We start from the raw sequence: 19,434 nt of genomic DNA on the forward strand, positions 1-19,434 counted from the left end.
AACGACAGGATGCCCGATGAAAGATCTCTCTCTCGCTCTGAATGACGCCCCAGTTGCACGGGACATGGCAGATCACCAGCCTGTCCGCCGCGGTGCGGATGACTGGGCCGGTGCGGCAAAGCCGCTGCTGGCGATCCTGCTCTATGTGCTGCTCTGGGCGCTTGCGATTGCTGTCTGGGGCCTGCCGGGACTGTTTCTGCCAGCCGTGGCCAAGACCTTTGCCATGGTGATTGTTCTGGTGTTGATCACCCGCGGCTAGGTCGGCAACAGCCGATATCCGGAGGCAAAAGGACGTTATGTCGCTTGTCATTCCAACCTGCGCAGGCCTATTTCAAAGGGCATGACATGAAAGGCAGGTTTGATGGCTGACAGCTGTGACATTCTGGTTTCTGGCGGTGGCGTTGCTGGTCTGATGGCAGCCGCCACATTTGGCGCTGCCGGGTTTCATGTGATCTGCGTGGATCCCACCGCGCCGGTCACGGACCGCGAGGATGCCGCCGCCGATCTGCGCACCACTGCGATCTTGCAACCCGCCCGCAGCCTATTGGAAGAGGCCGGGATCTGGGAACGGCTTGCGCCACATGCCGCAGCGCTGCGCATCATGCGGATCATCGACGCCGGTGGCGCAGAGCCCGTGGCCCGAGTGACCAAGGATTTCAATTCCGCGGACCTGTCCGATCAACCCTTTGGTTGGAATTTGCCCAATTGGCTGCTGCGCCGCGAATTGCTGGCCCGGCTGCGCGATCTGCCAAATGTTGAATTTCGCCCTGGCCTAGCCACGACCGGGCTGCTGGCGCGCACGGATCACGCCTTCGTCTCGCTCAATGATGGCAGCCGAGTTAAGGCCCGATTGGTGGTCGCCTGTGACGGGCGCAACTCCGCCATGCGGGCAGCTGCGGGCATAAATGTGACCACCCGGCGCTATGGTCAGAAGGCGCTCGCCTTCGCCGTGACCCACACGGTGCCTCATGACAATATTTCGACCGAAATCCATCGCTCTGGTGGCCCGTTCACCCTGGTTCCCCTGCCCGATCACGCAGGCCAGCCCTCCTCCGCTGTGGTCTGGATGGAACGCGGCGCCCGCGCACAAGACTTGCAGGCGATGGATGTGCCAGCCTTCGAGGCGGCGATGAACCGACGCAGCTGCGGTGTGCTGGGCCCCTTGCAGCTGGCCTCCCGTCGCAGCCTCTGGCCCATCATCAGCCAATCTGCACAACAGCTCAATGGCCCCCGCTTGGCCCTGATGGCCGAGGCCACCCATGTGGTGCCGCCAATTGGCGCGCAGGGGTTGAACATGTCTCTCGGGGATCTGCGCTGCCTGCTGGATCTGGCCCACGCCACGCCGGACCGTTTGGGCGACGCTGACATGCTGAAAGCCTATCATCGTGCCCGCCATGGCGACATTCAAATGCGAGTAAAGGGCATTGATCTGCTCAATCGCACCTCAATGCTGGCGCCCCGCCCGCTGCGGGATCTGCGCGCGCTTGGGCTCAATGCGTTGTATTCCATGGCACCGGTCAGACGCAATCTGATGCAAATGGGCTTGGGCGTAAAGTAACGAAGCGGCCCTTAGGCGGGCCGCTTGCCTTCGGCGAGAGTATTTGGGGAAAGATGACAGCCCCGTTGCCACCAAGATCTGTTGCGCCCAGACCGCGATCTGTTGCGCCCGGACAGGCCCTAGCCGAGCGGGCCCAACCTGCGCTCTTCGCTGAGCAACACGTTGGCATCCACATTGCCAACGCCCGGCAACGTCATGATGCGCCGCCGCAGCACCCGTTCAAAATCGGCAATGTCCCGGGCCGTGACCCGCAGCCGGTAGTCATACATGCCCAAGACGTGCTCCACCGTCTGCACCTCCGGGATCGCAGTGACCGCGCGTTCGAAGTCTTCCAGGCTCACGCGGCCCTTGGTGGCGAGTTTGATGCCCAGAAACACCGTCACGCCAAACCCCAGTTTCCCAGCATCCAGGTCCAGCTTGCGCCCACGAATGATCCCTGCGTCCTGCAGCCGCCGGATCCGCCGCCAGGTGGCAGGCTGGCTGAGCCCCAGCGCGCGCCCCAAAGCGCCCGCCGTTTGGGTGGCATCAGTCGCCAAAGCGCGCAGCAATGCGTGATCGATGTCGTCCAGCGTCATCATATCGGCAGCGCCTCGTCTGATTTGATGCGCGCCACATGCATCAGCGCCTCGATATCGGTGATATGTGGCAGGGTCAGGATCTGCACCCGGTAGATTTCCTGATAATGCGCCATATCTCGGGCGATCACCGACAGGCGCACGTCCACCTGTCCCAGGAAGGTCTGGATCTCCAGCACTTCGGGGATTTGCCGCGCGGCCGGGATAAACTCATCAAAGGCGCGCGGATTGGTCTTGTCCAACGTGATGCGCAACGAAACCTCGACCTCATAGCCCAGCCTGCGCCAATCGATCAGCGCCCGCTGGCCCAGAAGCACGCCGCTCTCTCGCAGCTTCTCAAGCCGCCGCGACAGACGCGAGGCCGTCAGTCCCAGCCGGTCGCCAAGATCCGGCAGCGATTGGTCTGGCTCCGCCTGCAAGTGGCGCAATATGCGTCGGTCGAGATCATCAAGCATGAAATGGTCGATATCATGTTATTTGGCGAATACCTATCGCATAATTTTACATCTTTATGCGCAAAAGCCTCTCTCATTTGTGGATAAACAACCTATGCTGACGGCAACTCTGACTCAAAAGGATGATGATCATGCGTGTATATTACGACCGCGACTGCGACGTGAACCTAATCAAGGACAAAAAAGTGGCGATCCTGGGCTACGGCTCTCAGGGCCACGCCCATGCGCTGAACCTGCGCGACAGCGGCGCCAAGAACCTTGTAGTCGCTCTGCGCGAAGGTTCGCCTTCCGCGAAGAAAGCCGAAGGCGAAGGCCTGCAGGTCATGGGCATCGCCGAAGCGGCGGCCTGGTGTGACGTGATCATGTTCACCATGCCCGACGAATTGCAGGCAGAAACCTACAAGAAATACGTCCATGACAACATCCGTCCGGGCGCGGCCATCGCATTCGCCCATGGTCTGAACGTCCACTTCGGCCTGATCGAGCCGAAAGAAGGCGTCGACGTCATCATGATGGCACCCAAAGGCCCCGGCCACACCGTGCGCGGCGAATACACCAAAGGCGGCGGCGTGCCCTGCCTGGTTGCGGTTCACACCGACGCCACCGGCACAGCGCTGGAAACCGGCCTGTCCTATTGCTCCGCCATCGGTGGCGGCCGCTCCGGCATCATCGAAACCAACTTCCGTGAAGAATGCGAAACCGATCTGTTCGGTGAGCAGGCAGTTCTCTGCGGTGGCCTGGTTGAACTGATCCGCTGTGGCTTTGAGACCCTGGTTGAAGCCGGCTATGCACCGGAAATGGCTTACTTCGAGTGTCTGCACGAAGTGAAACTGATCGTGGACCTGATCTATGAAGGCGGCATCGCCAACATGGACTACTCGATCTCCAACACTGCTGAATACGGCCAGTATGTCACCGGCCCACGCATCCTGAAGTACGACGAAACCAAAGCGCGCATGAAAGCGGTTCTGGAAGACATCCAGCAGGGCAAATTCGTCCGCGACTTCATGCTCGAAAACGCGGTTGGCCAGCCCACCATCAAAGCGTCCCGCCGTGCCAACGACGAGCACCTGATCGAAGAAACAGGCGCCAAGCTGCGTGGCATGATGCCTTGGATCTCTGCCGGCAAGATGGTCGACAAAGAAAAGAACTAAGGCGCCTGCTTTGGCTGGGTGACCCACCCTTATTTCTCTGCGGGGGCGTTCCATGCGTGGGACGCCCCTTTCCGTCTGGGCCATCGAAATGGCCGAATATTCCCATCAAATTCCTTTTCGAAAGACAGCCCCATGACAGCATCCCCAGGCGCGGCCAATTGGATCAAACTGCTGACCCTCGGTGTGATCTGGGGTGCGTCGTTCATGGCGGTCACAGTCGCCTTGGAGGGTTTTGCCCCCATGACGATCGCAGCCCTGCGGATCTCCAGCGCCGCACTCTGCCTGCTGGCACTGGTCTATGCCATGGGGATTGGCCTGCCCTCGATCCGGGATCGACAGGGCCGCATCATCTGGGCCTGCGCCGCGGGGATGGGGTTTTTCACCAATGCGCTGCCCTTTTCGCTGCTCAGCTGGGGCCAAACCTATGTGGCCAGCGGCTTTGCCGGGGTGTGCATGGCGGTGGTGCCGCTGTTCGTATTGCCACTCGCGCATATTCTGGTGCCTGGCGACCGGATGACCCTGCGCCGCACGCTCAGTTTTCTCATCGGCTTTGCCGGCGTAGTCGTCCTGATCGGACTGGAGGCCTTCCGCTCAGCCGGGAGTGATTTTGAATCGCTCGCACGACTGGCCTGCCTGGGCGCATCTTTGTGCTATGCCATCGGCTCCATTCTCACTCGGCTTTGTCCCCAGGTGAACCTGCTGTCGCTCTCTGCCGCGGCGCTGTGCTGCGGCGCGGTGATGATTGTACCAACGGCACTTTGGCGAGAGGGGGTGCCGCAGGCCTGGCCCAGCTCTGATGCGATCTTGGCCGTCGCTTATCTGGGCCTGATGCCCACCGCATTGGCGCAGGTGCTGCTGGTTCAGGTCGCCCGCAGCGCAGGCCCGGCATTCCTGTCGACCGTCAACTATCAGGTGCCGGTGTGGTCCGTCTTCTTCGGCGCGCTGATCCTTGATGAAACCTTGCCGCCGCAGCTTTTTGCAGCACTGGCCCTGATCCTGGGAGGGCTGCTGCTGAGCCGGGCCCCGGCCCATCGCCAGCGCCCCTGATCCCAACGATAGCGCGCGCCAAAGCCAGCAACAGGACACCACAGATGCCTGACAAGACAAAGCCCGATCAGACACTGCCAGACAACATGGGCAAATACTGGTTGATGATCGCCATCCTCGGGTTTGTCTGGGGCGGCACGTTTTTGTTGATCAAGATTGCTCTGGTCGGGATCACCCCCTTCTGGTTGGCCGCAGGTCGGATCGGTTTTGCTGCGTTGTTGTTGTCAGCGGTATGGGGCTGGCGTGGCTTTCGTCTGTTTCAGGGGGCCGCCAGCTGGGGCCCCCTGCTGCTGATTGGCGTATTCAGCACTGCTGTCCCCTTCATGTTGATCAATTGGGGGCAACAGCATGTATCCTCGGGCTTTACAGGGATCAGCATGGCGGCGATCCCCCTGATGGTGCTGCCGCTTGCCCATATGTTTGTTCCGGGCGAACAGATGACATTGCGCCGTCTGATCGGCTTTTCCATCGGGTTTGCAGGCGTGGCGCTCCTGATCGGCGGCACCGCCTTCAGCAGCAGTGGTGCAGCACTCGAAGGCTACGGGCGGGCTGCCTGTCTTAGCGCGGCGGCCTGCTATGCGGTCTGCTCCATCCTCACCCGCCGCCTGCCTGCGGTGGATCCGGTTGGGCTTGCAGCGGTGGTCTTGATCATCGGCAGCCTGGTGATTGTCCCGGTCGCATGGATGACAGAGGGACCGCCACCGCGCCTGGACACAGACATCTTGTTGCTGACGGCGTTTCTGGGTCTGGTGCCAACCGCCGCCGCCAATCTGCTGCGGGTGATCGTTGTGCGCGAGGCAGGTCCGACCTTCATGACGCTCACCAATTATCAGGTGCCCGTCTGGGCGGTTGTCCTGGGTGCGATCTTCCTTGGCGAGGAGCTGCCGCCAAGCATGTTGCTGGCAATGACGCTGATCCTGGGCGGCCTCGGGCTGAGCCAGCTGGGCGCCCTTCGGCGGTTGTTTGCCTCGCGCCCCTGAGACATCCGATGCGATCCCACAAATAAAAACCCCGCCTGCGACACATCCGGCAGACGGGGCAATCGCATAAAGCGGCTTTTCAGGTTATTCCGAAACAGCCGCTTCGACAGCCGCGACAACAGCATCGACAGTGGCCGCCAACAAGGCGCTGTCTTCGCTTTCGGCCATAACCCGCACCAAGGGCTCTGTACCCGATTTGCGGATCAACAAGCGCCCATTGCCGTCCAGCGCCTTTTCCGCCGCCGCAATCGCACTTTGGACGCGGTCGGTCTCCAACGGGGTTTGACCCGCTGCAAAGCGAACATTCTTCAGCAGCTGCGGCACAGGCGTGAACTGACGCGCCAGGGCGGAAGCGGTTTTGCCGGATCGCACCATTTCCGCCAGGAAATGCAGACCGGCCATCAGTCCGTCGCCAGTGGTGGCATAATCCGTCATCACGATGTGGCCGGATTGTTCACCGCCGAGGTTGAACCCACCCTCGCGCATACGCTCCACCACATAGCGGTCACCAACAGCTGTGCGTTCCAGATCAATGCCCTGATCCTGCAGGTGGCGCTCCAGGCCAAGGTTGGACATCACCGTCGCAACCAACGCACCACCAGCCAACAGCCCGTCAGCATTCCAGCGGCTGGCCAGCAATGCCATCAGTTGATCGCCATCGGCCACCTGCCCGGTCTCGTCAATCAGGATGACCCGGTCGGCGTCGCCATCCAGGCAGATCCCGACATGGGCGCCATGCGCCACCACGGTTTCAGCAGCGACAGCAGGCTGCGTTGAGCCGCAGTCACGGTTGATGTTCAATCCGTCAGGCGACACGCCAATCGGGATCACATCCGCGCCCAACTCCCACAGGATTTCTGGTGCCGCCCGGTGCGCCGCGCCATTGGCGCAATCAATCACCACCTTCAGCCCATCCAGCCGGATATCGCGCGGCAGGGAGCTTTTGACCCGCTCGCCATAGCGGAACCGCGCATCGTCAATCCGCTTGGCGCGGCCAATATTCTGCGCCTGCGCAGGCTCCACACCGGCCTCGATCAGGCCCTCCAACTCAAGCTCGACTGTGTCGGACAGTTTGAACCCGTCAGAGCCGAAAAACTTGATCCCATTGTCGGCTGCAGGATTGTGGCTGGCCGAGATCATCACCCCCAAATCAGCCCGCATCGACCGCGTCATCAGGCCCACCGCAGGCGTTGGCACAGGGCCCAACAATAGGACGTTCATCCCTGTTGAGGTCAGGCCCGCCGTCAGCGCGCTTTCGAACATGTAGCCGGACAGCCGGGTGTCCTTGCCAATCACAACCCGATGCACGCCAGAGGCATCGCGACGGAAATAGCGCCCCACAGCGGCACCGATCCGCAACGCCAGATCGGCAGTCATCGGATAGGTATTGGCGGTCCCGCGGACCCCGTCGGTCCCAAAGAGTTTGCGCATGTCGGCCCTTTCAGTCGGCCCTTTTGATAGGGTCTTGTTAATGGGGTCTTGTCATTTGATCGTCATCAGCGACGAAGCCTGTCGGGTATAGCCTGGAGCGTCTGCTGGCTGCGCTGCTACCGCACCGCCTGCCACAAACGCACCGCTTGCGCCGTCTCGGCCACATCGTGCACCCGTAGGAATTGCACGCCTTGGGCGAGCGCTGCAAGCCCAACAGCAATTGATCCCGGCGCGCGGGCAGCGGCATTTGGCTCATGGCCCAGCTTGCCGATGAACCCTTTGCGCGACACCCCCAAAAGCAGCGGGCATCCCAAAGCATGAAACAGGCTGAGATTGCGCAGAAGGATCAGATTATGCTCCAGCGTCTTGCCAAACCCGATGCCCGGATCAATGACAATCTGTTCGCGCACCACGCCAATCGCCTCTAGCCGGTCGATCTGATTGGACAGGAAGTCATACACATCCAGCAGCACATTGTCGTAGTGCGGATTGTCCTGCATCGTCGCGGGATCGCCCTGGGCATGCATAATGCACGCAGGCACCCCGGCCTGTGCCGTCAACGGCGCCAGCGCGTTGTCAAAGGTGAACCCAGAAACATCATTGGTCAGGCTAGCACCCGCCTCCAGCGCCTCGGCCAGAACCACCGCTTTGCGCGTATCAATGGAAATAGGCACCTCAGATTTGGCACGGATTGCGGCAATCACCGGCGCGGTTCTGCGGATCTCTTCCTCTTCGGGCACCAGTGCAGCGCCCGGTCGGGTCGATTCCCCACCCACATCAATGATGGAGGCGCCATCCGCAACCATCTGCAGGGCAGCAGCACAGGCAACAGCCGCGTCACTATGCTGGCCCCCGTCCGAAAAACTGTCCGGGGTGACATTCAGGATGCCCATGATCTGCGGCTGGGTCATATCCAGACCGGCGATGGTGGCGCGGCGTGCCGTCAGCCGGTGGCGCACCTCTTCAGGCAGCAACCCCGCAGGAATGATCCGGGGCGGTGCCGCACGATCCAGCACTTCGACCTCCGTAAACCAAAGCGCACCGCTGATCAGCGAAAAAGCACCCTCGGGGCGATTGTCCCCATGTTGAACCAGCGGTCGGTAGTAACTCACAGTTGTGTCTGCTCCACGGTAACGGCGCGCAGCGGCACCTCCGGCTTGTCCGGCAGCTCCGCACCAATGACAACCATTTCACCGGCCTCAAAGGTCGCGGCGAACCATGCGGCCAATGCCACCGAATCCGATGGCGCCGCCGAAGGGCCATCCACCGCATCCAAAACGATTTTCGATGGCGCCCAGACGCAAATCTGCCCGTTTTTCATGGCCCAGTCCAGCTCTGTACGCGTGGCCACGACAACGCAGCGATCATCCTTGGCAGCCAGCCGCCAGGCGTTCTGTTCGATCGCCAGCAAATCAATGCGGCGCTGGGTCCATTTATGGCCGGTTTGCGGCGTCGCCAGCTCATGCGCCCCCACGCAGAGGATCAGCGGCCTCTGGCGGCATTCCATCTGATCGATCCACGCGGTGAGGTTGTCACTGTCGATGGCGGCATTGGACAGATACATCAACCGCGGATGTGGCCGTTCCTCATTGTCCATCTCGCTGGACACCTGATCACGGGCGCGAACGATCTCCACGCCCAGTGCGCCTGGACCGCGATCCAGCTTTTCGATCCGCACAAAAGCACGCACCGCTTGGGGCTCCAGCAGAATGCGCTCTGCGATCCGCTCGGCCAGTGTTTCCAGCAGATTGAGCCGCTCTTCCGACAGCTCATGTGCAATGGCTTCAGTCACCCGGTCATAGGACAGGATCCGGTCCACGTCGTCGTCCAGATCGGCAGGCAACGGCGTGACCTCAACAACAACGTTGAAACAGATCCGCTGTGTGGTGCCGCGCTCTGCCTGAAACGCACCAATCTCAACTTCGACCAGATGGTCGCGCAGGGAAATCCGATCCAGCGGTCCACGGGGCGCTGTGGCTTCCGACCGCTCGGACGGGTGCGCAAAGGCAAGATGGATTTCTGACGGCATGGCAATCGGGCCCCTGACCTGGCTGTTTCGCTGTGATGGTCCAGCATATGCTTTGACATGCCGGTTAACAGGCTTCCAAGCGCCATGCCAGTGGCCGAAAGCGGCGCAGACGCAGTTTCCTGTCGCGCCCGCGCCAGCAATACAAGCCTTAGTTGTTCAAAGCTGTCCGGTACCGATCATCACGGTAGAACAAGTGCACGCCAATGCGTGTGGTCTTGGTGAAGCTCTTGCTCCAACGTGGGCGCACGGCGGTGGTGTGATAGTAGGTTGCACCATCGGTCAGGCCGGTTTTGGCGCCATCGATCACCAGTCGCGCCACTTTGGACACGCGCTCATAGGCGGTCTTCTCGCGGATCACCTCTTCGTGGCCATCGCAAGTATAGCTGAACTGGCACTGATACTTGCGCCCGGTGCCCTGGTTGATCACCGAACACAGCGTGTTCGGAAACTGCGAGGACTTCACCCGGTTCATGATCACCTCGGCCACAGCAAACTGGCCTTTGACGGTTTCGCCACGGGCTTCGAAATACAGCGCCTCGGCAAGGCAGGCGAAGTTGTCCCCGCCCTGCGCCGCTGGCAGGCTGTCGAGATAGTCTTTGGTGAACTTCACTTCCGTCGGCTTGGCCTTCTTGGCTGCGCGGTTGAAGTTGAAGAAATTGTTCAGCCGACCTGTTGGCACGGCGCTCAGTGTCGATTGCTCGCGCTTGAACAAAGAGTCCAGGCCAGCATCCGCATACACATCTTTTGCTGCGGCCATCACGGCAGCAATTACGGCAGCTACAGTCAGAATTTTCATCAGGGCATCCCCACTAGAAAGATCGCGAACGGCCATCCCAACGTCACGCGAGCGCAGCAATTAGTGGAAAAAACACCCAAGGTCCAGCAACTGCGCTGCCGCAGGCCGGAGTGTCAAAAGGTCACAATCATCTAAACACAACCAGCGGTCAGGAAACCGCCTTGTTTTCTTTACAATTTTGCCCGTTTTTCGGTTTTCGGACCAAGCTGGCTGGAAATTGCCAGCTGGGCTGCGGCCAGGCGCGCAACAGGAACCCGGAAGGGCGAACAAGACACGTAATCGAACCCTGCCTCTCGACAAAAAGCAATCGATTCGGGGTTGCCGCCATGTTCCCCGCAGATCGAAAGCGTCAGGTCAGGATAGGCCGCGCGCCCGCGCTCTGCGCCCAGCTGCAGCAACTCCCCCACCCCGTCTTTGTCCAGAACATGGAACGGATCCTCGGGAAACACGCCCTGGTTCACATAGGCCGACATAAAGCGCCCCGCATCATCGCGCGACATCCCATAGGTCATCTGGGTCAGATCGTTGGTACCAAAACTGAGGAAGGCTGTGTTGGGTGAAATCTCTCCCGCACGCAGCGCTGCGCGCGGGGTTTCCACCATCACACCCAGCCGATAGGCAAAGTCCTCTCCGCGTTCCGCTTTGACGGCCAAGGCCACGGCGTCGATCCGGGCCTTCACCAGTTCGACTTCGCGTTTGGCAGAAACCAGCGGGATCATGATTTCGGGCACCACAGGCTCGCCCTCTTTGGAGGCATCCAAAGTGGCCTCAAAAATCGCGCGCGCCTGCATGTCGTAGATCTCGGGAACCGTCACCCCCAGGCGCACCCCACGCAGGCCCAACATGGGATTGTATTCCTCCATCTCCTCCACGCGCCGCGTGACGTCGCTCACCGGGATGCCCAGGGCCTCGGACAGTTCGCGTTGGCCGGACCGGGTGGTGGGCAGGAATTCATGGAGCGGCGGGTCAAACAGACGGATACAAACGGGCAAGCCTTCCATAATCCGGAACAGCTCCTGGAAATCCTCCCGCTGCATCGGCAACAGACGGGCCAGGACCGCCGCCCGCCCCTCGGAGGTTTCCGCAAAGATCATCTCCCGCATCACCGTCAAGCGACCGGGATCAAAGAACATATGCTCGGTGCGGCACAGACCAATGCCCTGTGCGTTGAATTTTCGGGCGGTTTTGGCGTCTTCCGGCGTATCGGCATTGGCCCGGATGCCAATGTCGCGCTGTTCATCTGCCCAGGCCAAGAGGGTCAGGAACGCCCCATCTTCGGCCGCTTCCATCATATCGGGCTGACCTGCAAGCACAGCGCCAGAGCTGCCATCGATCGTGACCACATCGCCGCGGCCAAACACCCGCCCCTCAGGCGAGGTGAGCTGTTTGCGTTTACTGTCGAATTTCATGTCCGATGCGCCCACGATGCAGGGCAGGCCCAGGCCGCGCCCGATGACCGCCGCATGGCTGGTCATTCCGCCCCGTTCGGTCAATACGGCAACCGCCGCATGCATGCCGCGCACATCTTCTGGCGAGGTTTCACGCCGCACCAAAACACAGGGCTCACCGCGGGCCGCGCTGGCCTGTGCCTCTGCCGCAGTGAACACCAGCTTGCCGGTCGCCGCGCCCGGGCTGGCTGCAATCCCATGACCGATCTCATCACGCTCCGCATCAGGCGCCACCTGACGGTGCAGCAGCTCTGCCAGCAGGCGTGAGTCGACCCGCATCACCGCCTCTTCACGCGGGATGATGCCATCTTCGGCCAAGGCCACCGCAATGCGCACCGCCGCCTGGGCGGTCCGGGTGACCCGGACACCATCCAAAATATGCACTTCGCCGTCCACGATGACGAATTCGACCTGCATCTCTTCGCGCAGACGCTGACGCATCAGCCGCGCATGGGCCTGCAAGGCCGCAAAAGCCGCCGGCGCGAGATCCTGCAGGGACGGGCCACGGCTGTCCTGTTCCAGAAACACGGCCTCCGCCCCGGCGCCAAGCGCATCACGACCCTGACTCTGGCTCAGATAACGCCCGGTGATCTGCGGCATGCCAGTGTCGGGGCTGACCAGTTGTAGAACACCAGAACCACATTCGCCGTCGCCATAGCCAGGTACCATTTCTTGCACAACCAGACCCAGCCCTGCATCGGCTGGCGCGCCTTTGGCCTGGCGCAGCAATCGCGCCGAGGTGCCTTCCCAGGCACGCGCCATCGACCGCAGCACCGCCGCCAGCTGCTCTGCCGGGTTTTGCGGGAACGGCTCGTCGGTTTCGGCCTCATAGGCTTGCAGCACTTCGCTCAACCCATCGGGGCCGTTGTCTTCCACATCATCAAAGACGTCGGGGTCCAGACGCGCCACATGGATTGCATAGGATTGCACAAACCGCAGATACAAGGCCGCCGCTGCATCCCGGCCCAGACTGTCGCACAGCTCCACATAGCGGGCATCATTCATACCAATGTTCAAAATGGCGCCCGGACCGCCCCAATCGGGATCCTCCGATGATGGCCGCACGCACAGCAGTGCATTGGGCGCAAACCGCTCCAGGATCTCCTCCAGATCCGGCAGTTCACCATTGGCAATGGAATGCACCGCCATAAACGACAGCGCCACCGTGGTGGGCACCGGCAGATCAAGACGCACCAACCGCTGCAGGCATTTGGCCCGCCCGCCATGGGTGTGGTTGGCAATCGGCGCAGTCGGGGTGATCAACACCGCTTCCGGCAAAATCACATCGGACGCGGCCACCCCATCAGAGGCATCCAGAGACTGTTGGTCGGATTTTGGGTCGTTTCTCTGCACTGCGGCGCCTTTCCTTTGCTCTGCAGCATAGACCGCCTGCGCGGCCTCGCAAGGAAAAGCGCATCGCCAGAATGCAGAAATCCGACGCGGCATCGCTGCCGCATCGGATTTTTTCGCATCAACGCAGGGTGTGAGCGGTGCTCAGCCTTCGATGCGGGTCAAATCGGCGACCTGACCCACCACTTTGCGGATCTGGCTCAGCAGGTTGAGCCGGTTGCGCCGTACCACTTCGTTGTCGGAATTGACCTGCACTGCTTCAAAGAAGGCATCAACCGGTGCGCGCAGCGCCGCCATGCTGCCCATGGCAGCCGCGAAATCTTCGGCTTCGATGGCCGAAGAGATCGCCCCCTCGCTGGTGGCGAGCACATCAAACAGCGCCTGTTCGGTGGCATCCTCGGCAAACTTCTTGTCCGCCCCAAAGGAATATTCGACGCCGTCTTTTTCCTCGGCCTGCGACAGGATGTTGTTGGCGCGTTTGAAACCCTGCAACAGGTTCTCGCCATCGTCTGTCTTCAAAAACGCTTCCAGCGCGCGGGCCCGTTTGACCAGCAGCGTCAGATCGTCGTTGCCGTCCATCGCGATACAGGCGTCGATCACATCGTGGCGAATGCCCTGATCGCGCAGGAACACCTTCAGGCGGTCATGGAAGAAGGACAGAAGATCGGCGAGGATAACGACATCTGGAAAATCATAAACTCCACTCTCTTTAAAGGCATCAATACCGCCGCTGTTACTTAACTCATCTGCGACGCGTTGGAGCTCCATAACCCGTAGAGCATCTTCGTCGATTCCAGACGCCTCAATGTAAGACTTGCGTTTATCGAGCATCACTTTGCCTGTAGCAGAATCGCGATGCAACGCATGGGGAAAGTACCCTTTAGTGACAACAGTTCTTAATCCAAGGCGCAGATCGTTTTCCAGCACCAGACGGATCACGCCCAATGCGGCGCGGCGCAGCGCATAGGGATCTTTGGATCCGGTCGGCTTTTGATCAATCGCCCAGAACCCTGTCAACTTGTCCAGCTTTTCTGCAAGGGCCACCGCCACAGACACAGGTTTGCTGGGCACATCATCCGACGGGCCAAGCGGGGAATAATGCTCTTCGCTGGCGAGACCGACCTCGGCAGGCAGCTCGGCGGCTTCGGCATAATAGCGCCCCATCAACCCCTGCAGTTCCGGAAACTCATAGACCATTTCGGAACACAGATCGCCCTTACAGGCCTGCGCTGCCATCAAGGCCATTGCCGGGTCCGCGCCGACGGTTGGTGCCAGAGATTGCGCTAGGGCCGCGATGCGGTTCACCTGTTCTCCGACAGAGCCCAGATCAGCGTGGAAGGTCACCTGCTCCAGCTTTTCGACCCACGGCTCAAAGCCCGAGGCCTTGACCGTACGCAGGTCGTTCTCCCAGAAGAATTTCGCATCCGCCAGACGCGCCGACAGCACCTTTTGGTTGCCTGCCAGGATCGTGGCGCCATTGTCTGCGGTCTCGCGGTTCGCCACGGTGACAAATCGTTCGATGCGGCCGGTCTTTGCGTTGCGCACCGAGAAGAACTTTTGGTGTTCTTTCATCGACGTCTGTAGCACCTCGGGCGGCAGCTCCAGGAACTGCTCATCAATGGCACCCAGCAAAACCACTGGCCATTCCACCAGCCCGGCGACCTCTGCCAGCAGGCCCTTGTCCTCCACCACTTCGAGCCCGAGAGCAAAGGCCTGATTGGTGGCATCCTGCCAGATCGCTGCCTGCCGCTCTGCCGGATCCAGCAGCACGAACGCCCGCTTCAGCTTGGTTGCATAATCCTCAAATCCGGTGACGGTGATGGCCTCCGGCGCCATGAAACGGTGGCCATAGGTGACGGCGCCCGACACGATGCCATCGACCTCCAGTGGCACAACCTCCGCCCCGTCTTCTTTGCTCAGCACGCAAGAGATCGACTGCAGGGGGCGCACCCAGCGCAACGATCCTTTGCCCCAGCGCATCGATTTCGGCCAGGGGAAATTGCGGATGGTGTCTTCCAGCACCTCGGCGATGATGTCAGCCGCCGGGCGACCCGCCTTTTCGATCACCGCGAAATAGACCGCCCCTTTGGGGGTCTCGCGCTCTTCCAGCTGATCGCGGCTCAGACCGGCACCGCGCAAGAAACCTTCGATGGCTTTGTCTGGTGCGCCGACCTTTGGCCCTTTGCGCTCTTCGCGCACGGTTGGGGAATGCTCCAGCAGGCCCTCCAGCGCCAGTGTCAGGCGGCGCGGCGTCGACAGTGCATGCGCCCCCGCATAGGTCAAACCGGCCTCGACCAGACCGTCGGTGATACGTTTTTTCAGATCCTCAGCGGCACGCGCCTGCATGCGCGCCGGGATTTCTTCGGAAAACAGTTCAATCAGCAGATCAGGCATCAGATGTCCTTACGGATGGCCGCGCAACCGGGCGCGGCAGAAAGAGTGGGAAGGGCGCAGCACAGAGGCGGATACAGCGACAGGCGCCAAGGCGAGCGCATCAATTGGTCTCTTCGGCGGCAGGGCGCGGCGGGCATTCTTCGCCCACCACTGTGCCATCATAGGCTTTCTTGCCGCAGTCGTTCAGCTCGTGCCAGACATAGCCGCGGCCCTCGTTGGTGATCGCAATGATCCGGTCGACGCCATAGGCCACGTTCTTTTGCGACACGAAACTGCGCGCGCGACCCTCCGCCAATGCGTCAGCCACCGCTTCGGCATCAAAACAATCAAACCAACCCGGAGCGTTGCGCGGCATATCCTGATCCGACAGGACAAACAGCTGTGCCAGTTCATCCGGTTTCAGATCGGTCGAAAAACACGCCCGATAGCGGATCGGAGAGCTGCCCGCGTCGATGGCTTCAAACCCGCTGTAGCGGATCGGCAGCGGCTCACCGCCGCCAAGCGGTGTCAGAACCACATCTCTGCCGGGCTGCAATTCTACATCGTCATAGAAGCCATAGACCTGCAAATAATACATCGCACCGCCCGCAGCGAGGCCGGATAGGATCAGGATCAGCGACAGAAACTTGCCCATGGTGGCGATCTCCTACCAGAAAGTATCAGGCTGAGGCGACGTAGCCGCCGGCCTCGGTCTGCACAAATGCGTCCGCACATTGCTTGGCCAGCGCCCGGACCCGCCCGATATAAGCCTGTCGCTCGGTCACCGAAATCACCCCGCGCGCATCGAGCAGATTGAACAGATGGCTGGCCTTGATACATTGATCGTAGGCCGGTTGCGCCATTACGATGCGGCGACCGGTTTTGGGATCATCCTGCGGCTGCGACAGAATGCGGGCGCATTCGGCCTCTGCATCCTTGAAATGCTGCAGCAGCATATCGGTGTCGGCCACATCGAAATTCCAGCGCGCATATTGCGCCTCGGCGTCGCGGAACACATCGCCATAGGTCAGCGGGATCAGCGCATCAGGGTCGTTGAACGGCATTTCGTTGCCATCATCCACGCCCAGCACATACATCGCCAGACGCTCCAGACCATAGGTCAGCTCGCCCGACACAGGGTGGCAATCATGGCCACCGACCTGCTGGAAATAGGTGAACTGGCTCACTTCCATGCCATCACACCATACCTCCCAGCCAAGACCCCAGGCGCCCAATGTCGGGCTTTCCCAGTCGTCTTCGACAAAACGAATGTCATGCATCGCCATATCAATGCCGATGGCCTCCAACGAACCGAGATACAGCTCCTGCAGGTTCGGCGGGCTGGGTTTGATGATCACCTGATACTGGTAGTAATGCTGCCAGCGGTTGGGGCTGTCACCATACCGGCCATCGGTGGGGCGGCGCGACGGCTGCACATAGGCTGCCGCCCAGTTGCGATTGCCCAGCGCCCGCAGGGTCGTTGCCGGGTGGAACGTGCCAGCGCCCACTTCCATGTCATAGGGCTGCAACACGGCGCAGCCTTTCGATGCCCAATAGGTCTGAAGCCGCAGAATGATCTCCTGAAAGGAGCGCGGGGCGCTTTGGGTCTCTGTCATCTTTTTCGTCCCTCTGGTCTTTCGTCCCTGTGGGTCGCGTGCCGACACGGATCCTGGCATTGATCGCAGGGCTGGTGCACACACGCTGTGAAGTCGGGGTTCTACCTATGCAAGCCCCGGCGCAGGGTCAACGCCAACTCGCAGCCGATCCGCTCTCTGCCACGCCAAGCTGGTCCAATCTTTGCCCTCTGTCGCTCCGCAGCGCGACAGGCTGACGCCAATCGGAACGGCCTGTGCCTTGCAGGCTTGCAACACTTGTCGGTTTTGGCGCGAAAGCCGCGCTTTTCCCCCACCCCGCGCAACCGGAAAGAGTTCCCTTCACGCTGTGAAAATGATTATCTGCGCCAAATCCAAAATCACCCGTGACCATCACCCGTGAAGAGGCCTTTTGATGAAGACTTTGTTCGCCGCTGCAGCGTTTGTTGTCCTGACGCTGGCTGGCATTTTGCCTGCACCCCTCCAGGCACAGCAATCCAATTCGCAATCCGTTAACCCGCAATCGGTCTGGGTTCAGATCGCGGCCCGCGGTTCCCTGCGCGAAGCGCTCGAAGAGGCGCAAGGCTTTGCCGCCCGCATCCCTGATGTCTCCGGGTTTTCGCTCGGTGGTGGCTGGTACGGTATTTTGATCGGCCCCTACAGCCGCGACGACGCTGAACGTGTGCTGCAGGTCTACCGCTCCGAACGGCAGATCCCCCGCGACAGCTTCATCGCCTTTGGGCGCAACCTCGGCAATCAGTTCTACCCAACCGCTGCTGACGCCAACGCGGCCTCTGGCACCACGGCCCCCACAGTGGAAAGCCCAAACCTGGAGCCCATCGACCCCAACGTCGTCACCCAGGGCCAAGAAGCCCCCAGCGTGGACAGCCCGATTGAGGCCCCGACCGCGCTCACCGACAATAGCCTTCTGTTGTTGGACGAAACCCCAGCAGAAGCGCGCCGCAGCGAGGCGCAACTGTCACGCGACGAACGCAAAGCGCTGCAGATCGCCCTGCAAGCGGCCGGATTTTACAACGCCGCCATCGATGGCGCCTTTGGCCGTGGCACCCGCCGCTCCATGGGCGACTGGCAGGCCGCACGCGGGTTGGAGCCGACAGGCGTGCTGACCACCGCACAGCGCCAGGCCCTGCTGGACGAATACAACGCGCCGCTGATTTCTGTTGGCATGGCGTCCATCACCGATGACCGCGCGGGCATCCGTCTGCAGATCCCCAGCAAGGAAGTGGCTTTCAACCGCTATGAATCCCCTTTTGCGATCTACGAAAGCGCGGGCGATCTGGGCGCGGAACTGCTGCTGATCAGCCAGCCTGGCGACCAACGCACATTGTTTGGCCTGTTTGAAATCATGCAGACCCTGGAAATCGTGCCCCTTGACGGACCCCGCGAGCGCAGCGCGGACCGGTTTTCGATCGAAGGCCGCAACAGCGATGTGATCTCCTACACCGAAGCGCGCCTGATCAATGGTCAGATCAAAGGTTTCACACTGGTGTGGCCAACCGGCGACGATGCGCGCCGCGACCGGGTGCTGGCGGCGATGCAGACGAGCTTTGCGGCGACAGACGGCGTGCTGGACCCTACTGCAGGCGCGGACGCCCCGCAAAGCGTGGATCTGATTGCCGGGCTCAATGTGCGCAAACCGCGCCTGTCGCGCTCTGGCTTTTATGTTGATGGTGCAGGCAGCGTGGTCACCACACTGGCGGCTGTGAACAGCTGCGGGCACATCACCCTTGATCACGACTACAAGGCCGAGGTGATCTACCGCGACGACGCAACCGGCGTGGCTGTGCTGCGCCCGCAAGAGGCTCTGGCGCCGATGAACCACGCCCAGTTCGCCCGCAGCTCTGCGCGGCTGCAGTCGGAGATTGCGGTCTCTGGCTTCTCCTACGAAGGCGTGTTGGGCGCACCCAGCCTGACTTTTGGCACGCTGCAGGACGTTCAGGATCTGCAGGGCAACACCGGCACCTCCCGCCTGCAGGTGATCAGCCAGCCTGGCGACGCCGGTGGCCCAGTCCTCAGCCGTGATGGTGCGGTTCAGGGCATGCTGCTCGACGTGGCCGACAGCACCACACAGCTGCCCGATGGCGTGCGGTTTGCGGCCAATGCCGCCTCGCTTCAGTCCACGCTGGACGCGGCTGGCATCATCGCCAGCACCACCAGTGGGGAAACCGGCAGCCTGCCAATCGGCGTGCTGACCCGCGAAGCCTCTGGCATGACGGTTCTGGTCAATTGCTGGGACTAACCCAGTAAGATGTGCCCAATGGACCTGACCTGCCGGGTTTGACCTGCTGGATTTGAACTGAGCTTGGCCCATCACGTCAGATGGGCCGACACAGATGCAGTCCCTTGCGGCGCCCCACCCGCACACAGACTCGCAAACAGGCCCGCACACAGAAAAACGGCCGGGGGCGTTGGTCGCCTCCGGCCGTTTTCACATCCATCGTAGACACAAAACTCAATAGGCGTGGATGCGCCCATCCCAGGTGTGGAAACAGCCCGACGTTTCGGTGCTGAGCACATCGAACTCATGCATCAGCCCCTCCACCGATTCCTCGACCGAGATGTCACCCTCCTGACCGCCCATATCCGTGCGCACCCAGCCACCCAAGTTCGACAGTTAATCGCGTA

General features: G+C 61.2%; 16 protein-coding genes and 1 pseudogene. 6 read left to right on the forward strand and 11 right to left on the reverse strand.

Annotation, left to right across the window (positions count from 1 at the left end; translation table 11 throughout):
- The first annotated feature begins 16 nt into the window (after window positions 1–16).
- Together Q0C28_RS11170 and Q0C28_RS11175 are read left to right on the forward strand one after the other, a co-directional pair.
- Window positions 17–259 (forward strand): hypothetical protein, encoded by a 243-nt coding sequence (locus Q0C28_RS11170; protein WP_293575784.1) that lies wholly within the window; start codon window positions 17–19, stop codon window positions 257–259.
- A 102-nt stretch (window positions 260–361) separates the two neighbouring features.
- The gene (locus Q0C28_RS11175; protein ID WP_293575786.1) at window positions 362–1,558 is read left to right on the forward strand and encodes a UbiH/UbiF family hydroxylase; all 1,197 of its coding nucleotides are present in this window, start codon (window positions 362–364) and stop codon (window positions 1,556–1,558) included.
- 119 nt (window positions 1,559–1,677) lie between these two features.
- On the opposite strand, the gene Q0C28_RS11180 is transcribed toward Q0C28_RS11175, so the two are convergent.
- Entirely contained in the window at window positions 1,678–2,136 is a 459-nt protein-coding gene (locus Q0C28_RS11180) for an Lrp/AsnC family transcriptional regulator (protein WP_293575788.1), read from the reverse strand.
- Window positions 2,133–2,588 carry an Lrp/AsnC family transcriptional regulator gene (locus Q0C28_RS11185; RefSeq protein WP_293575790.1) on the reverse strand — a complete coding sequence of 152 codons (456 nt, stop codon included), beginning with the start codon at window positions 2,586–2,588 and terminating at the stop codon, window positions 2,133–2,135. Before Q0C28_RS11185 ends, Q0C28_RS11180 begins: the two co-directional genes overlap by 4 nt.
- Window positions 2,589–2,719: 131 nt before the next feature.
- On the opposite strand from Q0C28_RS11185, the gene ilvC reads away from it, so the two are divergent.
- The 3 genes from ilvC to Q0C28_RS11200 all read left to right on the forward strand — a co-directional run bounded on the left by ilvC (window position 2,720) and on the right by Q0C28_RS11200 (window position 5,769).
- Window positions 2,720–3,742 carry a ketol-acid reductoisomerase gene (gene ilvC, locus Q0C28_RS11190; RefSeq protein WP_293575792.1) on the forward strand — a complete coding sequence of 341 codons (1,023 nt, stop codon included), beginning with the start codon at window positions 2,720–2,722 and terminating at the stop codon, window positions 3,740–3,742.
- Window positions 3,743–3,874: 132 nt separating this feature from the next.
- Window positions 3,875–4,789 carry an EamA family transporter gene (locus Q0C28_RS11195; RefSeq protein WP_293575794.1) on the forward strand — a complete coding sequence of 305 codons (915 nt, stop codon included), beginning with the start codon at window positions 3,875–3,877 and terminating at the stop codon, window positions 4,787–4,789.
- A 74-nt stretch (window positions 4,790–4,863) separates the two neighbouring features.
- A complete protein-coding gene (locus tag Q0C28_RS11200; RefSeq protein WP_293575814.1) occupies window positions 4,864–5,769 on the forward strand; it encodes a DMT family transporter in 906 nt (301 codons plus the stop codon).
- A gap of 84 nt (window positions 5,770–5,853) precedes the next feature.
- On the opposite strand, the gene glmM is transcribed toward Q0C28_RS11200, so the two are convergent.
- The 8 genes from glmM to Q0C28_RS11240 all read right to left on the reverse strand — a co-directional run bounded on the left by glmM (window position 5,854) and on the right by Q0C28_RS11240 (window position 16,812).
- On the reverse strand, window positions 5,854–7,200 hold the full coding sequence (gene glmM, locus Q0C28_RS11205; RefSeq protein WP_293575796.1) for a phosphoglucosamine mutase: 1,347 nt from the start codon (window positions 7,198–7,200) through the stop codon (window positions 5,854–5,856).
- Window positions 7,201–7,316: 116 nt separating this feature from the next.
- On the reverse strand, window positions 7,317–8,312 hold the full coding sequence (gene folP, locus Q0C28_RS11210; protein ID WP_293575798.1) for a dihydropteroate synthase: 996 nt from the start codon (window positions 8,310–8,312) through the stop codon (window positions 7,317–7,319).
- Complete coding sequence (locus Q0C28_RS11215) at window positions 8,309–9,229, reverse strand: dihydroneopterin aldolase (RefSeq protein WP_293575800.1); 921 nt, start codon at window positions 9,227–9,229, stop codon at window positions 8,309–8,311. Before Q0C28_RS11215 ends, folP begins: the two co-directional genes overlap by 4 nt.
- Window positions 9,230–9,377: 148 nt before the next feature.
- Window positions 9,378–10,061 (reverse strand): cell wall hydrolase, encoded by a 684-nt coding sequence (locus Q0C28_RS11220; protein WP_293575802.1) that lies wholly within the window; start codon window positions 10,059–10,061, stop codon window positions 9,378–9,380.
- Between the two features lie 134 nt (window positions 10,062–10,195).
- The gene (locus Q0C28_RS11225; RefSeq protein WP_293575816.1) at window positions 10,196–12,751 is read right to left on the reverse strand and encodes a putative PEP-binding protein; all 2,556 of its coding nucleotides are present in this window, start codon (window positions 12,749–12,751) and stop codon (window positions 10,196–10,198) included.
- Between the two features lie 216 nt (window positions 12,752–12,967).
- Complete coding sequence (gene glyS / locus Q0C28_RS11230) at window positions 12,968–15,217, reverse strand: glycine--tRNA ligase subunit beta (protein ID WP_293575804.1); 2,250 nt, start codon at window positions 15,215–15,217, stop codon at window positions 12,968–12,970.
- Window positions 15,218–15,317: 100 nt separating this feature from the next.
- Entirely contained in the window at window positions 15,318–15,851 is a 534-nt protein-coding gene (locus tag Q0C28_RS11235) for a DUF6446 family protein (RefSeq protein WP_293575806.1), read from the reverse strand.
- Window positions 15,852–15,876: 25 nt separating this feature from the next.
- A complete protein-coding gene (locus Q0C28_RS11240) occupies window positions 15,877–16,812 on the reverse strand; it encodes a glycine--tRNA ligase subunit alpha (RefSeq protein WP_293575808.1) in 936 nt (311 codons plus the stop codon).
- A gap of 391 nt (window positions 16,813–17,203) precedes the next feature.
- Between Q0C28_RS11240 and Q0C28_RS11245 the strand changes: the two genes are divergently transcribed.
- Window positions 17,204–19,048, forward strand: coding sequence for a peptidoglycan-binding protein (locus tag Q0C28_RS11245; RefSeq protein ID WP_293575810.1), 1,845 nt, complete (start codon window positions 17,204–17,206; stop codon window positions 19,046–19,048).
- A 213-nt stretch (window positions 19,049–19,261) separates the two neighbouring features.
- On the opposite strand, the pseudogene Q0C28_RS11250 reads toward Q0C28_RS11245, so the two are convergent.
- Window positions 19,262–19,408, reverse strand: a pseudogene (locus Q0C28_RS11250) (short-chain dehydrogenase); the annotation flags it as partial.
- Window positions 19,409–19,434: the final 26 nt, after the last annotated feature.

The organism is Phaeobacter sp., assembly GCF_022825805.1.
In the GTDB taxonomy this organism is placed as follows: domain Bacteria; phylum Pseudomonadota; class Alphaproteobacteria; order Rhodobacterales; family Rhodobacteraceae; genus Phaeobacter.